General features: G+C 37.5%; 13 protein-coding genes. All 13 read right to left on the minus strand.

Features of this window, described 5'->3' with window-relative positions; translation table 11 throughout:
- Positions 1-39 precede the first annotated feature (39 nt).
- Positions 40-810: an ABC transporter permease gene (locus ACVIJU_RS00760; protein ID WP_063386485.1), complete on the minus strand. Its 771-nt coding sequence runs from the start codon at positions 808-810 to the stop codon at positions 40-42.
- 15 nt (positions 811-825) lie between these two features.
- Complete coding sequence (locus ACVIJU_RS00765) at positions 826-1944, minus strand: ABC transporter substrate-binding protein (protein ID WP_456687162.1); 1119 nt, start codon at positions 1942-1944, stop codon at positions 826-828.
- Between the two features lie 109 nt (positions 1945-2053).
- Complete coding sequence (locus ACVIJU_RS00770; RefSeq protein ID WP_456687163.1) at positions 2054-2914, minus strand: ABC transporter ATP-binding protein; 861 nt, start codon at positions 2912-2914, stop codon at positions 2054-2056.
- Between the two features lie 204 nt (positions 2915-3118).
- Complete coding sequence (locus ACVIJU_RS00775) at positions 3119-4513, minus strand: APC family permease (protein ID WP_456687164.1); 1395 nt, start codon at positions 4511-4513, stop codon at positions 3119-3121.
- A 454-nt stretch (positions 4514-4967) separates the two neighbouring features.
- The gene (locus ACVIJU_RS00780; protein ID WP_327873458.1) at positions 4968-6359 is read right to left on the minus strand and encodes an LLM class flavin-dependent oxidoreductase; all 1392 of its coding nucleotides are present in this window, start codon (positions 6357-6359) and stop codon (positions 4968-4970) included.
- Positions 6360-7038: 679 nt separating this feature from the next.
- Positions 7039-7860, minus strand: coding sequence for an ABC transporter ATP-binding protein (locus ACVIJU_RS00785; RefSeq protein ID WP_130157017.1), 822 nt, complete (start codon positions 7858-7860; stop codon positions 7039-7041).
- Positions 7861-7872: 12 nt separating this feature from the next.
- A complete protein-coding gene (locus ACVIJU_RS00790; RefSeq protein WP_456687165.1) occupies positions 7873-8640 on the minus strand; it encodes an ABC transporter permease in 768 nt (255 codons plus the stop codon).
- 63 nt (positions 8641-8703) lie between these two features.
- A complete protein-coding gene (locus ACVIJU_RS00795; RefSeq protein WP_456687166.1) occupies positions 8704-9747 on the minus strand; it encodes an ABC transporter substrate-binding protein in 1044 nt (347 codons plus the stop codon).
- A gap of 5 nt (positions 9748-9752) precedes the next feature.
- Complete coding sequence (locus ACVIJU_RS00800; protein ID WP_327873453.1) at positions 9753-10085, minus strand: 4Fe-4S binding protein; 333 nt, start codon at positions 10083-10085, stop codon at positions 9753-9755.
- Positions 10086-10097: 12 nt separating this feature from the next.
- Entirely contained in the window at positions 10098-11720 is a 1623-nt protein-coding gene (locus tag ACVIJU_RS00805) for an FAD-dependent oxidoreductase (protein WP_456687167.1), read from the minus strand.
- 401 nt (positions 11721-12121) lie between these two features.
- Entirely contained in the window at positions 12122-13243 is a 1122-nt protein-coding gene (ssuD, locus tag ACVIJU_RS00810) for an FMNH2-dependent alkanesulfonate monooxygenase (RefSeq protein WP_456687168.1), read from the minus strand.
- A 900-nt stretch (positions 13244-14143) separates the two neighbouring features.
- Positions 14144-14785 carry a LysE family transporter gene (locus ACVIJU_RS00815; protein ID WP_456687169.1) on the minus strand — a complete coding sequence of 214 codons (642 nt, stop codon included), beginning with the start codon at positions 14783-14785 and terminating at the stop codon, positions 14144-14146.
- 858 nt (positions 14786-15643) lie between these two features.
- Positions 15644-16072 carry a DUF5391 family protein gene (locus ACVIJU_RS00820; protein WP_456687170.1) on the minus strand — a complete coding sequence of 143 codons (429 nt, stop codon included), beginning with the start codon at positions 16070-16072 and terminating at the stop codon, positions 15644-15646.
- Between the last annotated feature and the right edge of the window lie 486 nt (positions 16073-16558).

A 16558-nucleotide genomic window follows, 5' to 3' on the forward strand; every position in this document is an offset into this window, starting at 1 on the left:
TGCCGGGAAAAAGAAGAGTCTTACAATTATTATTTTTTTTTAATTGGCTTCATTTTTTAAATTTGTCCAGAACAACAGACGCTTTTTGATTTTTTCAAAAACGATCATGGTAATCAGAATGACAATACTATTAAAAATAATTCCTGCCAGAACTAAATCATATTGAGTAAAATCGGTGTAATACTGTATAAAGCGACCCATTCCTGATTCAGCACCAAACATCTCTACCATTATTAAGACAATAAACGCAAATGCGAGAGATGTCCCGACTCCATTCAAAATTAACGGCAAGCTTGCTGGAAGAATCATTTTCAAAAACAAGTCTTTTCCCTTCAATCCGATTGTTTTTGCATTGTCCCAGTATGGTTTGTCTATTAAAAGCACCCCTTGAATCGTGCCGAGAAAAATAGGCCAAAACGTAGCAATGAATAAGATAAAAATCGAAGCCGATTTAAAAGATGGAAACAATGCAATTGCATACGGAACAAACAATGTCGGCGGTAGCGGGCTGAAAGTCTGGAAAAACGGCTCTAAAATGGCACGGAATCGATGATGCAAACCAAAGTATAAACCGCCGCCAATCCCTAATACGAGCGATAACACAAAACCAGGAACTAATAACCCCATTGAACTGACAAACCCTTGCAACAATTCCTTAATGGCTTTCACAAACGCTATGACAACAATTTCGGGAGATGGAAAAATAACTGGATCAAGCAATTCAGTGAAATTTGTAATGTAAATCCATAGCCCAAGAAGGGCTACGGCGATCAGAGTTGAATAAATATAAACATGTAAAAACTTTTTCACAGTATCTCTCCTCCCCTATAAATTTTGTTTTTTAAATCTTTCTAATACCTTTTTGTAATATTCATCATTTGGATTTTCTTTAATTAGTTCGTCTAATGCCTGTTCATAAAAAGTCAGATTCAAATGAGAATTAACATCGATTTTCTTTGCATCCTCTTCTTTCACGTATCCAATTTTTATCATTCTTTCCCACACTTCTAAAGTTTCTTTTTTATTCGGATCAGCTGAGTTAATTAAATGCGGCTCATTAACAATTTCATTAATCTGCTCTTTAGGTAAATTTTTAAATCTGTCTAATGAAGCTTCTAGATTTTTTTCAGGGCTTTCTAATTTCACACGTTCAGCTTTAATGAGGGCCTTCATAAATTTTTTATAAGCAATTGCTTGATCATCTGAAATCTCGCCTCTTACCGTCACACGGCAGCAAGCAGCATTTTTATCCAGATCATTAATCCATAGAATAGGAGCTAAACCTAATTTCAATGTTTTTGTTAAATGAGCTGTACCCGATACCCCGACATCAATTTTCCCTGTTTTTACAGCCTCAAGTATGGCAGACAACGTTTTAAATTCTACAAATTTTACATCCTTATGGATATCAATGCCTGCTTTCTGAAGCTCCGATTTAAAGTAAACATCATTCGTATGCAAAGGTATAGAACCTATTGTTTTTCCTTTAAAATCTTGTAACGTTTTATATTCGTCCTTATGTTCTTCTTTTACAACAATCGGATGTCCACCTTCCATATGACCGCCAATCAGCTCAAAATTTGAACCTTGGGCAATAAAATTCAGCGGAGCAGTTGAACCGAAAGTTAAGCCGATATCAATTTTTCCTGCCTGCAATGCATTTAATCCGTCTGCTGAACTTTGAAATGGCACCATTTCCACTTTTAAATTCTCTTCTTCAAAAAATCCTTGATCGATGGCAATATCCGCAAGAGGTGCACCATATATTGAACCATAACCAACTTTTAACTCATATGTTTTTTCGTTATCCTTCTCTTCAGCTTTTTCACTTGACGATGCATTTTGTTTTGATGCTGCTTCATTTGCAGTTTCTTTACCGCCGCAAGCGGATAAAACTAAAATAGCTGATAAACCAATCCCGATTAGCCAATATTTCTTTTTCATTTTTTTCCTCCTCTAATACACTCCAACTATATACTCTAAAAATTCATGTGTCTTTGTAATGAATACGGTATAATTTTTTTACAGATTTTAAGACATTATTTTGAATGGTTTAAATTCCTGAACCATCCACAAGAGCTTCCTTACTTTCCTCTAATTTGTCGAAAATGCCTTGGTTCATGACACCTAAAACATAATCTCTGAATTTTACAAATTCTAAGCTTTGATATAGCTGTTTCCGATTTCTCGGCTTAGAAAAAGGAACGTCAATCACTTCCGCAATTCTCCCTGGCGGCCCCGGGGTAAACATGACAATGCGGTCCGCTAAGAAAATCGCTTCTTCTGCATCATGTGTGACAAACACAATGGTTCTCTGCTGTTCCCTATTCACTTGAAGAATTAAATTTTGCAAATGTATTCTTGTCAACGGGTCGAGTGCCCCGAATGGTTCATCCATGAACATCAAATCTGACCCTATTGATAATGCTCTCGCAATCGCCGCACGCTGGCGCATCCCGCCGGACATTTCCCCTGGATATTTATCAACAGCATGACTAAGCTGAACTAATTCCAAATAACTTTGAGCCAAGTGTTCTAATTCCTTTTTTGTTTTTGATTTTTTCAGCTTTTGCCTTAATGCCAGAATGACATTTTCTTTCGCTGTCAGCCAAGGAAATAGCGAGTAGTCCTGAAAAACAACAGAGCAATCTGGTATAGAGTCAGTAAGTAATTGATTATTGACCAAAATTTCTCCTTTATTAGGCCGGGATAATCCGATTAGCAATCGTAGAAGTGTACTTTTTCCCGAGCCGCTCGGTCCCATAAAGACAATAAATTCTCCTTCTTTTATCGTTAAATTAATATCTTGCAGGATTTCTAAGCCGTCGTACTCAAAATAAATGGATTTAACTTCAATTTTATTTTGGTCTGCGATTTCCTTTTGCTCTGCGCTACGATTAAGAACCATTGCCATTTTTGATCCACTCCCTCAGTTGATTTTAAATTTTAAAATTACTGATTGTTCTTTGATCCCTTCCTTTAACTGCTAACTAACCAATTTTACAAACAACTTCACTTTCACAATTTCGTTTTCGGCCTTTGAATTCCGCAGTCAGTTTGCCCCGCCAAACCGCACTTCATTTTCACGATTTCGTTTCCAAACCTGTCCTCCTTTTTCCTATAATTCTTCTTTTTTTAACAACGGTCTGAAGTTTGCCGAAATTGGCGACTTCTTTTTCACGGTAAACCATGAGTAAATGAAACTGACCACACATAAAGCAAGAACAATCCAAGGAAAATAGCTTACCGGTTCCGGCTGACCGGGCTGCACCATCGCCCAAATAGGGATAAGAATACTGAGCAAGCCTAATGATGGAAACAAATATTTTTTATGAAAAGGCCATTTTTCTTTTTTATAAAATATAACTGCAAGATTTAATAAAGAATAAATGAGCAAGAGCGGGATCGTGCCAATTGTACTGAGATAACCGAAAGCAGTTACCCATCCTTTACTAAGCAAACCAATTAAAATCGCAGCCAACATTCCTAAGATAAAAAGAAGTGTCAGTGTGCCGATAGGCGTCCCCCATTTTGAAACCCTTGATAATTTTCTATAAATTAATCCTTCTCGAGCTGAGTTAAACGCAATTCGGGAGAAGCCGTTCAAGCAGGCGATGGTCATTCCAAGTATGCTAGTGAATCCTGCAATAATAGCTAATACAGAAAAGCTGCCTAAATACTGATTAGAAAGATCAATAAACGGATTAGTACTTTTAACTAAATCGTCAATATGATTCGAAAATCCTTGAATAATACTATAATTGACAAATATATAGAAGACCGACATGATCGCAATGCTTACGAGAACTGCACGAGCAGTATTTCGTTTTGGATTATCCGTTTCTTCTGCCAAAGCAGCTGAGTTTTCAAAGCCAATAAACAAATAGATCGCAAGCGGAAAGGCTAAGCTAAGTCCTGCTATGCCATTCTGAATTGAAGAAAATGCAAAAGGCTTTAAAGATAACGGCGCTGGCGGATGCAATAAAACTAACACTGAAACGAAAACAAGGACTGCAACCTCAATGAATAATGCCACCGCAGCAATTTTAGTCGAACTATAAATTCCCACCACTGTAATGGCCCAAACGATTAAACCTAAAATAATAGTAGGGACGATCCAATGAATGTGAATGTTATATAAGGCTAGTGAATCAGATGTCCATCCCCCAAGCTCAATAAATGCTGAGCCGGCTAAAAAGATAGTACCGATTAAAAAAATAAGTGAAGCTGTAGTGCCGACAATATCACCAAAAGTCATACTAATATACTTGATGAGCGATCCGCTGCTAGGATGAATTTTTGAAAAATTTGTTAAGCTGAGCCCAACCATTGTGATCGCTACTGTAGCAAGTAAGAGTGTTAACGGAGATCCAATTCCCGAAGCCGCAAATATAACTGGGAATCCATAATATATTGCTGCCGCTGGAGCCATTTGCGCCAGCGTAGAACTTATGGCATCAAAAGCAGTTAGTTTTTTCTTTGGTTTCAGCTGGATTTTTAAATTTTCTTCCATTTCTCCACCTCCTCATAGTTTTTATTCAAAAGTAGTTTTTAATAGGGTTTCAAACTTGCGCCTCAATAGGCTGCGTCATTTTTTCCTTATCCCGTACGAAAGGGAAATGGAATCCCCCTTCCGTCGAAATAATGTAAAATTCGATCGGACACTTGCTTTTGTGTACCTATAAGCGCCGTTAAATTGGCTTTCAATTTTATCCAAGATCGTTTTCCGAGCTTCTTCTCAGAGCTTGCATCTCCATTGCATAAAATCGCTGGGCTTCTTAACCAGCATATCTTTCATTTCAGCATCTTTTCTAGCAGCAGAGATGCGTTGTTCCAAGCTTACTTGAATGAAGTTTGACTTGATGAAGCATTTTATTCATTTCTCCTTCCTGAAATATAATTATTCATATATATTTAGTCGAATTTTTGAGTAAAAATCTCGGTAAAATCTATACTTCTCAGTGTAATTATTTTTTCTGCAACAGGCACCCGAGGTTTCGATATTTTGCACCTATATGATTTTCTGATAAACGAGAATTTCCTTTTCCAAATAATTTCTCTCGAAGAGTTCCTTCTTCATAATCTTTTTTCAACAAACCTCGTTTCTGAAGTTCAGGCACTACGAGATCCACAATATCCTTAAATGTTCCTGGTGTAATTGCATAAGCCAAGTTAAATCCATCAATATCAGTTTCATCAATCCATTCTTCAAACGTATCAACAATTTGTTCAGGTGTTCCAACTATCACTGGTCCCATGCCGCCAATGCCTGCGAAATTTGCCAGCTCGCGAACGGTCCATTTCTTATTTGGGCTTGCCTTTGTTAGTGATTCAAGCATGGATCTAACGGCATTTGTCTCAATGTATTCAATTTCTTGATCAGGTTCATATTTAGAGAAATCCACTCCCGACCAGCCGCTCAGCAAGGAAAGTGCTCCTTCATAACTGATATATTGGGATAAATCCTCATATTTAGCCCGCGCCTCTTCCTCCGTCCGGCCAACGATTACCGTCATTAATGCAAACACTTTAATGCTTTGAGGGTTTCTTCCCAATGAAGCTGCCTGAGCTCTTAAATCCTTGACATATAAAGTGATCGCTTCCTTTCCAGGAGCAGAAATAAAGGTGCATTCTGCATGTTTAGCAGCAAACTGACGGCCTCTAGTTGAACCTCCAGCCTGATACAAGACAGGAGTTCTTTGCGGCGACGGTTCACATAAATGTATACCAGGCACATGAAAATATTTACCGTGATGGTGAATTTCATGAACCTTTGTCGGATCTGTAAAAATTCTTTTTTCTTTATCTTTTATGACCGCATCATCTTCCCAGCTGCCTTCCCATAATTTATAACAAACTTCGATATACTCTTCCGCAACATTGTATCTTTCCGAATGGATAAATCGATCTCCAATATCAATATTTCTTGTCCCGCTTTCTAAGTACGAAGTCACAATGTTCCAAGCAATCCTTCCTTTTGTTAAATGATCCAATGTGGACATCCTGCGTGCAAACGTGTAAGGATGTTCAAATGTTGTCGAGCATGTAATTCCAAAGCCTAAGTGTTGCGTTGCGTTCGCCATCGCCGAGACAAGCATCATCGGATCATTTACGGGCACCTGTGTCGCTTCACGTACTGTTGTAGTTTTATCTCCCCCGTACACATCATAGATCCCGATTACGTCAGCAATAAACAGGCCGTCAAACCGACCTCTTTCCAAAGTTTGAGCCAATTCAACCCAATAATCTATATCCTTATAACGATACGACTGATCTTCAGGATGTACCCATAAGCCTGGTGATTGATGGGCCACACAATTCATATCAAACGCATTTAAATAGATTCGTTTTTTCTTCATGTTACTTACCTCAAACTCTCATTTTTTATTGGTGTTAAAAAGTTGCTGTTAAACAAAACAGAGACCCATTTCCAAGCTAAATTAAACTTGAAAAAGAGTCTCTGGTTGTCCAGTCAACTATCATTTATTTTTCAATGTTTATTCTATTTTAGAATAATTTGATGTAAAAGAAGGAGGCACCCCATTTCAAGATAAGTTTCAACTTGAATTGAGAGCCTCCGGTTTTCCAGTCAGCTTATTTAAATTTTCAAAATCTTTAATGAGATTTTAAAACCAATTAAACCTATCTGTCAAGTTACTTTTATGAAATTTTTTTTCTTGTATTTCTATCATAATTGCTTTTATTGATCCGATTTTTCATCAGCATCAACTTTTTATAGTCTTTGTACAAATAATAATAAATAAAGATAGATTAGGAATGAATGTTTCAATCCAACTTGAACGAAGACACTGTATATTCACCTTTTAAGATATGTAAAAAAGGCACTTAGTATGTAAACCAAGTGCCTCCAGTGTTCTGGTCGGAAATCTAATTATTCATATGCGAATAAATTAACATGCCAACTTTTTGTTGTCAAGATTATTATATTTTTATAGTTTAATATGTCGTTGTATCTGCATAAGACGATAGAGGATTTCTATTTTCATGCAAAAGCAATAAGCTTTTTGCAGAAGGAACCTATCCCTCTAATGAAATTTTTTCTTGTGATTTATTCAACGAAACATTTGTGTCAAAAAATAAATTTAAAATCTTTTCACGTATTTTTACAAAATCACGGCTATTTCTGTCTCGCGGTCTTGATAAATAAACTGGAATCGTCTTTTGGATGCGGCCTGGTTTTTTGGACATGACAATCACCCTGTCACCTAATAACACAGCTTCATCAATATCATGAGTCACTAAAATCATAGTAACATTGGCCTGTTCTCGTATTCTTAAAATTTCATATTGCATTTGAATCCGGGTCAGTGCATCCAGCGCCCCAAAAGGTTCATCGAGCAAAATAATGCTGGGCTTTTTTACTAATGTACGCGCCAATGCAACCCGCTGAGACATACCGCCTGAAAGCTCTCCGGGCCTTGCTTTTTCGAATCCCTTTAATCCGACTAATTCAATATATTCATTCACTAGTTTTTCACGTTCAGATGCAGGCACTTTTTCAAGACCAAAGGCTATATTTTGCTTAACAGTCATCCAAGGAAACAGCCGATGATCCTGAAAAACCATGCCTATGTCGGCTCTTATACCTTTTATATTTTGATTATCAATGGCAATCGTTCCTTCAAAAGAGCTGTCAAGACCAGCAATTATTCGCAATAACGTACTTTTTCCGCATCCGCTGGATCCAACAATGGTCAAAAATTCGCCTTCTTGAACCTCTAAATTGATATCATCTAATACGTTTAACGTATTCTTTCCTTGATTAAATGATTTTGACAAATTAGTAATCTTTATTTTCGGTTTCGCTACCTGAAACTGAACGTTTTCCTTTATTGGCATGTAAGCAACCTCCTAAGATTTAATGCCTGCTTGCCAAGACAGGATGCGCTGCTGGATAAACTTAATAACAGCATCCATTGCGACTCCAATTATCCCAATCATGATCATTCCAATGATCATGGCATCGGGCTGGGAAAGCTCCCGGCCTTGTGTGATTCGGTAACCGAGTCCTGAATCGGAAGCAATCAATTCCGCAGCGACCACAGCCATCCAAGCCGCTCCTAATCCCAATCTAAGCCCAACAAATATAGAAGGCAAAGCAGCAGGAAAAATCACGTTAAATAACGTTCTTCTTTTGCTTACTCCCATCAGTTTTGACACTTCCAGAAATCCTTTAGGCACTCCTTCGATTCCTTGAATTGTATTTAACAGGATGGGGAAAAAGGCGCTTTTAAAAATAATAATGACTTTAGAAGTTTCACCGATACCAAACCAAAGAATAATGATCGGGATCCAGGCTAATGGCGGAATTACTCTTATCGCATTCAGAATTCCAGCAAAAAATTGATCGACTCTAGCAAATAAACCCATTAATACCCCAAATAGCAGACCAAAGAAAACGGCTAAGGAAAAGCCTTGCAGCATTCTTTTGACACTTGCCCATGAATCCTGCAAAAGGGTTCCATCCTCTATAAATTGAACGATTGTGTGGATAACCGTTTTCGGTGATGGAATTAGGTATGGGGCAATCAATTCACTTTCCGTCAAATAAATCCAAAGAAAAACAAGCAGGAGCGGCAAAACAACCGGCAAAATATAATACTCATACGTTTTTTTCATATCTAACCACCTCAGTTGCATAAACAGGATAGAAGGCTTTTAAGACAAAGCCTTCTACAAAAGCTACTGATCTTTTAGCATCCAATCTTTTATGGCAAAATCATTTTTAATCAATCCTTGTTTTACTAAAAACTTTTTCGTTCCTTCCAATAATTCCAATCCCTCTTTCGGGAAGTTCTCTTCTCGAATATTGTTAAGAGGGAGGCTTTCCTTCACAACATCTAAGTCCTGTTTGGTCACTTCAGCCACATATTGATAAAATTCTTCTTGATGTTCTTTTAAATCTTTTACTGCCCTTTCACGGGTATTTGTCCATACTGATAAAAACTCCGGATTCTGTTCTAAAAATTTTTCTGACGCAATGGTGACAGATGTTCCGGTTAAATGCGGTGTCGTTTTACTTGCTTGGTGAAGCAAAGGAAAACCAAGTTTTACATGTTTTGGACCCATATATGTTGGAAATGCATATGCTTGAATATCGCCGCGCTCCAAAGCGGCAGCGGCTTCTGGCGGAAGTAAATGAACAATTTTTACATCTTCAAGCAGATTATTTTCTTCCAATAGACCTGTTAAATAACGGAGCATATAAGATCCATTTGATGTTGCTACTGTTTTTCCTTTTAATTCCTCCAAGGAAGATACTCCATTTTTCTTATTAGTAACTAACCAAATATCTTGAAAAATATTAGCAAATCCTATTAATCTTGTTTTTTGTCCTGAGCTTCTCGCCAATAAAGCAGGTGTATCACCTAAAATTCCTACATCAATTTCTCCTGAAGCCATTGCTTCGTTTAGGTTAGGGCCGTTAGGAAAAGAAAAATATTCAATATTTGTAATTCCAATTTTCTTTAATTCTTCCTGCAAAAATCCTTTATTAAGCGCCCACCCTTCAGCTCCTGAAACGGCAGGTTTGTCCTTGTCTTTGTTTCCGGTTGAGTTAATATATCCGAGCCTTAATGTTTTTCCTTTCTCCTCAACCCCTGCATTAGAATGATTCTCCGTTTCCGCATTTTTGTTTGTAGAAGTATTATTGGAACTGCACGCTGTTAAAAGTGCAAAAATTGCTATAAAGAATATGAAGGATTTTTTCTTTGATGATTTTCCCATTCTAGTCACACTCCGCTAGGCAAATAAAATTTATAAGCTGGGTCTTGGGCAGCGACCGGTTTTTGTCCCTTCTGCCATCCCATGTTTGTTCGATAACTTCCTACTAAACCTGTTGTTAATAATTCCTGCTCAGAAATTTCTACGGCCTCATCAGCGTTTGGAGCTACATAAAGTGCATCAACAGGGCAATACAATTCACACATATAACACGTTTGGCAATCATCCTGCCTTGATATAACGGGTACCTCTCCCTTTCTTTTTTCAAACACGTTAGTGGGGCAACTATTGACACAAAGATTGCATTTTACACATCGTTCCTCAAGCAGAACCTGTATCAATTTTCTTCCTCCTTATACAGTCTGGAAATTATGAGTATCAGCAGTCACTTTTATTTCGTCTAAACCGCTCGTGATCAGACGATGCTGCTGGTTTTCATCAATCTTAGGAAAATCAAGCCGTTTATGCATGCCTCGAGTTTCTTTTCGCTCTAGTGCTGCTGTGTACATCCAACGGGAGGTGGCTAACATTGCGGCTGCTTCCCGAACCCTTACGATATTTCCTTTATTTTCCTTCAGACTTGTTTTTGCTTCATGCCATATTGAATGAAGCCGCTGCAAGGAGGAGGATAACTTTTCTTCTGTTCTAAACAAATTAATATCAAAAGGCATCACTTCCGCTTGAACATGCCGAATCACCTCATTTGCATCAAGACCATTATGACTTGTGCGCTGTTCGTTTATTCCAATGACTTGTTTTCTTGACAAGGTTCTATCCAGATTATTTCGATTAAAGGAAAGGGCATACTTCGCTGCTGCTTCCCCGGACCAATAGCCAGAGGAAATGGCCCATGCCGCATTGTAGCTTCCCCCTCCTGTAAATCCGCCGCAAATCAACTCTCTAGTCGCAGCATCACCTGCGGCAAATAATCCGGGAACTGATGTTGCACAAGTTTCATCAATAATCCGGATGCCGCCGGTGCCCCTTACTGTCCCTTCTAACCGTAATGTCACTTCAAAGCGATCCTCAAAAGGATTAATGCCCATTCGATCGAATTGAAGGAAGAAATTCGGTTGGGCAATTCTCATCCACTTTTGTAGCTCACGGTTATCCTTCGCCTTATCCAGCTGTGCAAACACTTTTTTTCCCTGCTGCAATGTTTTGGCAATGATCGAACGCCCTTTATGTGAACCCGCCCCTTCAATAATGGTTCCATCTTCATAAGTGAAAGAAGCCCATTGATAAAAAGCTGTTTTTGTAATGGAAGAAAATTTTGGAGTAATGGCATATGCATTGGAAAATTCCATGCCTGAAAACTCAGCACCAGCTTCTGAAGCCAATAAGTACCCATCACCAGTTAATACATTGCATCCTAACGCCTTGCTTAAAAAGGCGCATCCGCCTGATGCGATAACGATAGAACTGGCTTGAACAGACCAGGTTTCTCCAGTTTGTGTATTGACGCCCGCAGCTCCGGCAACTCCATTGCTGTCATACAAAAGCTCCAGCGCAGGGCTGTGATCTAAAATTTTTACCTTCGATTTCACCAATTTTCTTCTCATCAATCTCATATATTCAGGTCCTTGAAGGCTTCTCTTATGTACTACGCCATTTTCATCTACTGGAAAAGGATATCCCCACTCAGCAAGCTGATTGACACTTTCATATGTTTGTTCTAGTACCCTTTTCATCCATTTCCGTTCAGAAAGAAACCCTCCTAAGGCTTCACGGCTTCTCATCGCTTCTTCTCTTTTCTCTTTATCAGGCGGTATATACCATACTCCATTGCCTGAAGGAGCCGTCGCCCCGCTTGTGCCGCAATAACCTTTATCCACCAAGATAACCGTTGCCCCGTTTTTTTTGGCTGATAATGCAGCCCAAGCACCGGCAGGCCCTCCGCCTATAACAAGAACATCTGCTTTAAAACTTACATCATATATTTGATTGATTAATTTTTCAGAATGATTGAATGCCATTTTATCCATCCCCTTTTCATCATTTAAAATCGTTTTTACTTTTTTAAACTGAAATTTCCATAAAAAATGAAAAGAGACTTCCATAAAATGAAGGAAGTCTCCAGTCGTCTGGTCAACTCATACTAAATCCCGTAATTTTCACTAATTGATCCACTTTGGAGCTGCTGTTTTCTGTAAAGCCAAACCTTTCCTTGCTGATGAGCTGCCCGCTTTCATACTGTCTTATTTCAAATTAAACATATTTATTTACTTTGGTTTTAACCAAAAAGAGCCGCTGTTCTCTATGTGACAGATGAAAATCTTTCTGCATCATCCTATAAGAGACATGATGGTTATCACCAATTAAAATCAAGCATTTTCACAATCCTCTTGTTGTCACCTCAAATTGTTTAATGAACCTGTTATTTCGCAACAGCCGATTTGATATCTCCACCGAATGGGCTAAGGAATGTCTTCTGATGAGAAGTATCCTTTTTATCAATTGGAAGTTTCGGGAACAATAATTCCGCTGTTCTATAGGCTTCTTCTAAATGCGGATAGCCTGAAAGAATAAAGGTCTCAATGCCTAAATCAGCGTATTCTTTCATACGGGCAGCAACCGTATCAGGATCTCCTACTAGCGCCGTGCCTGCACCGGTCCGTACCAATCCAACACCGGCCCAAAGATTTGGACTCACTTCTAATCTTGTACGATCACCTTCATGCAAACTCGTCATTAAGCGCTGGCCTTCAGAATCCATCCGCTTAAATACTTTCAACGCCTGCGCAATAGTTTCCTCATCCACATGTTCAATGAGCTTATTGGCAGCTTCCCATGCTTCCTCTTCTGTTGGACGGACAATGACGTGCAGCCGGATGCCGAATTTTACTGTTCTTCCTTGGGCAGCAGCGTACGCCCGCATTTTATTGATTTTTTTCTCCACTTGTGCCGGTGGTTCTCCCCATGTTAAATAGACATCGATATGCTTTGCCGCCACCTTCATCGCAGCAGGTGAAGATCCTCCAAAATATAGCGGCGGATATGGTTTTTGAACTGTCGGGTATGGCAATTGCCCACCTCGAATTCGTAAATAGTCTCCTTCTAAATCAACTTCTTCTGTAAATAATTGACGCCAAATGGTTAAAAATTCATCTGTTAACTCATATCGTTCATCGTGATCTAAAAACACACCTTCTCCTGCAAGCTCGACCGGATCTCCGCCAGCCACCACATTAATTAATAACCGACCGTCAGAAAATCGATCCAATGTCGCCGACATGCGTGCTGCAAAGCTCGGTGACATTAATCCTGGCCGCACCGCTACAAGATACTTTAAATTTTTTGTTACGGGTGCAAGCGTTGAAGCGACAATAAAGCCTTCTTCACATGTTTTTCCTGTTGGAATTAACACGCCGCTATAGCCTAAATCATCGACAGCCTGTGCAATTTGTCTGCAATAGTTATAGGTTGCAGGACGTGAACCTTCTTGATGATTTAATTGACGAAAGTCGCCATTTGTGGGAATAAACCAAAAGATTTCCATTTATAATTCCTCCTTGAATATGGACGATTAAATATGTCTTGAGGTGCTTAAAATAAAAAAGGAGACTCCCTTAAAAATGAAAGGAAGTCTCCAGTGGTCTGGTGGACAAATGATTGTAATCACTTCATCAGCTTGCTATTGGACTTTATCATGTATCCATGCAAGATATACTCAGATTTCCAATCAGTGATTATTTTGCTTCTTTTGCTGGTATGCTCTAAGGTTAAAGAATCGCCCAATTGATAAACAAATTAAATCCAGATAGCTTTGCAAATTCGCTGTTCGACATGAATGAGATATTCCATTTCAAAGGGAGCGGAACGTCTGAATGTATTTCCGAAAATTACGCAACCGAAACATAGTATTCCTAGTTGATTACTAGATATTATATAGCTTGGATTTTTGTTTTGTCAATAACCAATACGTGTTTTTTTAATGTTGCACAAGCAAAACGCAACAAGCCGAATAATCAATACGTGTTTTTTAAGGGAGAAAATGCACTTCTCCAAAAATACTTGGCGAATCGTATTAAAGTTTGTTTTGCCGGAAGCAATGTATGAGACTCAAAGAGTTAAACACTTATGACTCTTTCTCAATTGTTCAACTTGATCCTTTCATCGCTTCAGGAGATTCTCCTGTGTTTCTATTGCTCTTCCTTGAGCTAATGGGAAATAGAGCTACTGCCGTATCACCGATTTTTTAGATTCAAGTGTTAATGATGTTTTATCGAATGAAACTGAAATTCCTTTATGATTCACCGTTTCATTACCACGAGGAAAGCGTATTTTTCAAATAAAAATATCGTTCCGTGATAGAAGGAAGGACTAAAATGGAAGATGCAGTTTTTTCAATTTCGATCCAATTCGAACCTGTTACACTAATGTCATTATTTATTTGCACCTACCAAAACGGATAGTTCGCTTGTAATGTTATGAAAAATTTATAGAGAAAAGTACAACCGAAACCAAACAACAAAATTCCGGCAATAATCGAAACAGTCATTATTGCTTTTTTATTCATTGCTTTTCGTGTAACCGAAATGATAGTAAGAAGTATAATGTCATGTACCAATATTCCTGATAAGATTCCTAATGCAGTAATAAAAAAATCAGCTGTATTCGCTTGAGAAAATGAATCTGTCAACACTACACCAAAAATTGATATCCAAAAAATTAAATTACTTGGCGAGATTGCAACAAATATACCATTTCGATATGTTTTTCCAATCGATTTATAAGTTGGTTCGCCAATCATTGTCATATCGTGATTTGCATTTTTTATCGAATCATAAGCTAAATAAAATAAAAAAACAGCGCCTAGCAGCCATAATGGAATTTCTATTAAAGGGGCCGATAATAGGGGAGCCAATCCTAAATAAATGGCAATAATTAAAAGAAAATCAACTGTCATCCCGCCTAACCCCACCGCCCAACCATGTAAAAAACCATGTTTAATCCCTTGTTTAGTCATTTCAATTGTGATGGTTCCTATCGGTAAAGCAATCGTTAACCCCATTAAAAAGTATTTCAAATATATTTCCATTTATATAGCCTCCTAACTTATTTTGAAAATAATTTTTTGTTTATAAGGAACAGTTTTTAAAAAATAAATATGTCAGGCAGGACAAATGGAAAAGTTAACCTTTTTATTGTAATGATACTGACTCGGTAACGTCAATAATTTTGTATAATGCAAGATAAATAAAGTACCTCTGATGGAAATTTAGAATAGAGGGCTGTTTTCTTCACACAATGCGGCTAAATTTTAAGTCTCCTGTATGGCCTTTTTGCAATAATGGTTCATTGCAACATTTACCAAACATTTGCTGAAAGACTTCCTTTGCTTCGGTACTCCTCTCTACTTTTGCTCTGCCCATTTTTCATGAAAGTCTTATATCATCAAATATACAACTTTTCCCCACGATTTCTAAACTGCTCAAATGCCCATCGGTTTCAACTATTTCCGAATTTCTTTCGATCGAATTGATCGCATAATGTACGTTCCAAACCCTGCTTGAAAAGTCCATAATATTCAAGTCGTTCCACGATTGCACCTTTCTCTGGAACTTACTTGACCAGTTGGTTCAAAGAAAAATGAAAGAAATAGCAGTTCCTAAAACGCAGGAAGAAAGATGTGATTTTTTTACATTCGACTCAAAGTCGAAGTAAAAAAAATGTTCAGACACATCAAGGGTGATCTGCAGATGATCCTTGCAGGAGGGCGAGTTTGGAATTGTGGCAATAGTTCACAGCATCCTGAAAATATGGGTCCGCATTTTCAACTCAGACAAGAATCGAAAAATTACAAAAGCCAGCGGAGAAAAACAACTCATTTTTCTCTACTGGCTTCATTTTAGAATTTATCGGACCGTTCCTGTACTTCTCATTTGCATGATAAGGACTATTGGAAAATTGTTTTTTTATTTTTATTACTAGTTGAAACGGTAATAAAAATCCAAATTATATTTGACATAATATATAAAACGGAAAGACATAATAAAGCATATAAAATCATACTAGTTGTAGAAGTAAATATAAATAAAATAGTAGTAAATATAACAGCCATCCCTATTAGAAGACCTAAGCCACAGAGTGCAGCCATTACATACTTAAATGCATCAACCCCTAAACTGTAAATAATTAAAGGGATTGCATAAGATATAAGAATGAGAACTATAGACATCCACATACCGATGTCTCCAAATTGATTGACATTAGGTCCTGAATTAGATATTGGAGAAAGTGAAGCCAATACAATGATTGAACAAAGAATGGTTGCTGAAATTGCGCTTACAATAATAATTTTAAGTTTTTTATTCTTATTATCCAAAATGAACATTCCTTTCTTAGTTTTATGTAGTCATTTTCCCTTAGCTAATTGATAAAATGCTAAAAATTAAAAAACAAAATGTTTAATGACCCTTGTTATAGTTGAACAATAGAGAGCTCAACTATAAATTGTCGTCAGCACCTATGTCTTTGTAAAAATCCATTGTATCCTCGAAGAAGAAGCATATCGTTTCGTAATTTTTATAAGGCAGTATAACATTCGATGTTTTACTGATAATGTTTATTCAAAACTTTCCTAAATTTTTATCATTTTTATTTGCATTTCATGCTTTGCTATGATCATCTCATTAAAATAAAACACAGTCGTTTAGAGTTATTTCCATTTTACTCCATGACATATGTTTTTTAAACAAAAGTTTAGATACTAATAAAATTCATGTTAATGTTGTTATTTATGTTCTTAATGAAAATTAAGTTTGTTTATAAATATCAAACAAATATTGAACCGTAAATAAAAAAGAATCCA

The organism is Aeribacillus sp. SP014, from assembly GCF_054055575.1.

What these genes read in the sequence shown, in the direction of transcription:
- ssuD (WP_456687168.1), bottom strand. Translation starts at nt 13,243, where the DNA reads ATGGAAATCTTTTGGTTTATTCCCACAAATGGCGACTTTCGTCAATTA.
- ACVIJU_RS00815 (WP_456687169.1), bottom strand. Translation starts at nt 14,785, where the DNA reads ATGGAAATATATTTGAAATACTTTTTAATGGGGTTAACGATTGCTTTA.
- ACVIJU_RS00785 (WP_130157017.1), bottom strand. Translation starts at nt 7,860, where the DNA reads ATGCCAATAAAGGAAAACGTTCAGTTTCAGGTAGCGAAACCGAAAATA.
- ACVIJU_RS00770 (WP_456687163.1), bottom strand. Translation starts at nt 2,914, where the DNA reads ATGGCAATGGTTCTTAATCGTAGCGCAGAGCAAAAGGAAATCGCAGAC.
- ACVIJU_RS00795 (WP_456687166.1), bottom strand. Translation starts at nt 9,747, where the DNA reads ATGGGAAAATCATCAAAGAAAAAATCCTTCATATTCTTTATAGCAATT.
- ACVIJU_RS00805 (WP_456687167.1), bottom strand. Translation starts at nt 11,720, where the DNA reads ATGGCATTCAATCATTCTGAAAAATTAATCAATCAAATATATGATGTA.
- ACVIJU_RS00765 (WP_456687162.1), bottom strand. Translation starts at nt 1,944, where the DNA reads ATGAAAAAGAAATATTGGCTAATCGGGATTGGTTTATCAGCTATTTTA.
- ACVIJU_RS00790 (WP_456687165.1), bottom strand. Translation starts at nt 8,640, where the DNA reads ATGAAAAAAACGTATGAGTATTATATTTTGCCGGTTGTTTTGCCGCTC.
- ACVIJU_RS00775 (WP_456687164.1), bottom strand. Translation starts at nt 4,513, where the DNA reads ATGGAAGAAAATTTAAAAATCCAGCTGAAACCAAAGAAAAAACTAACT.
- ACVIJU_RS00780 (WP_327873458.1), bottom strand. Translation starts at nt 6,359, where the DNA reads ATGAAGAAAAAACGAATCTATTTAAATGCGTTTGATATGAATTGTGTG.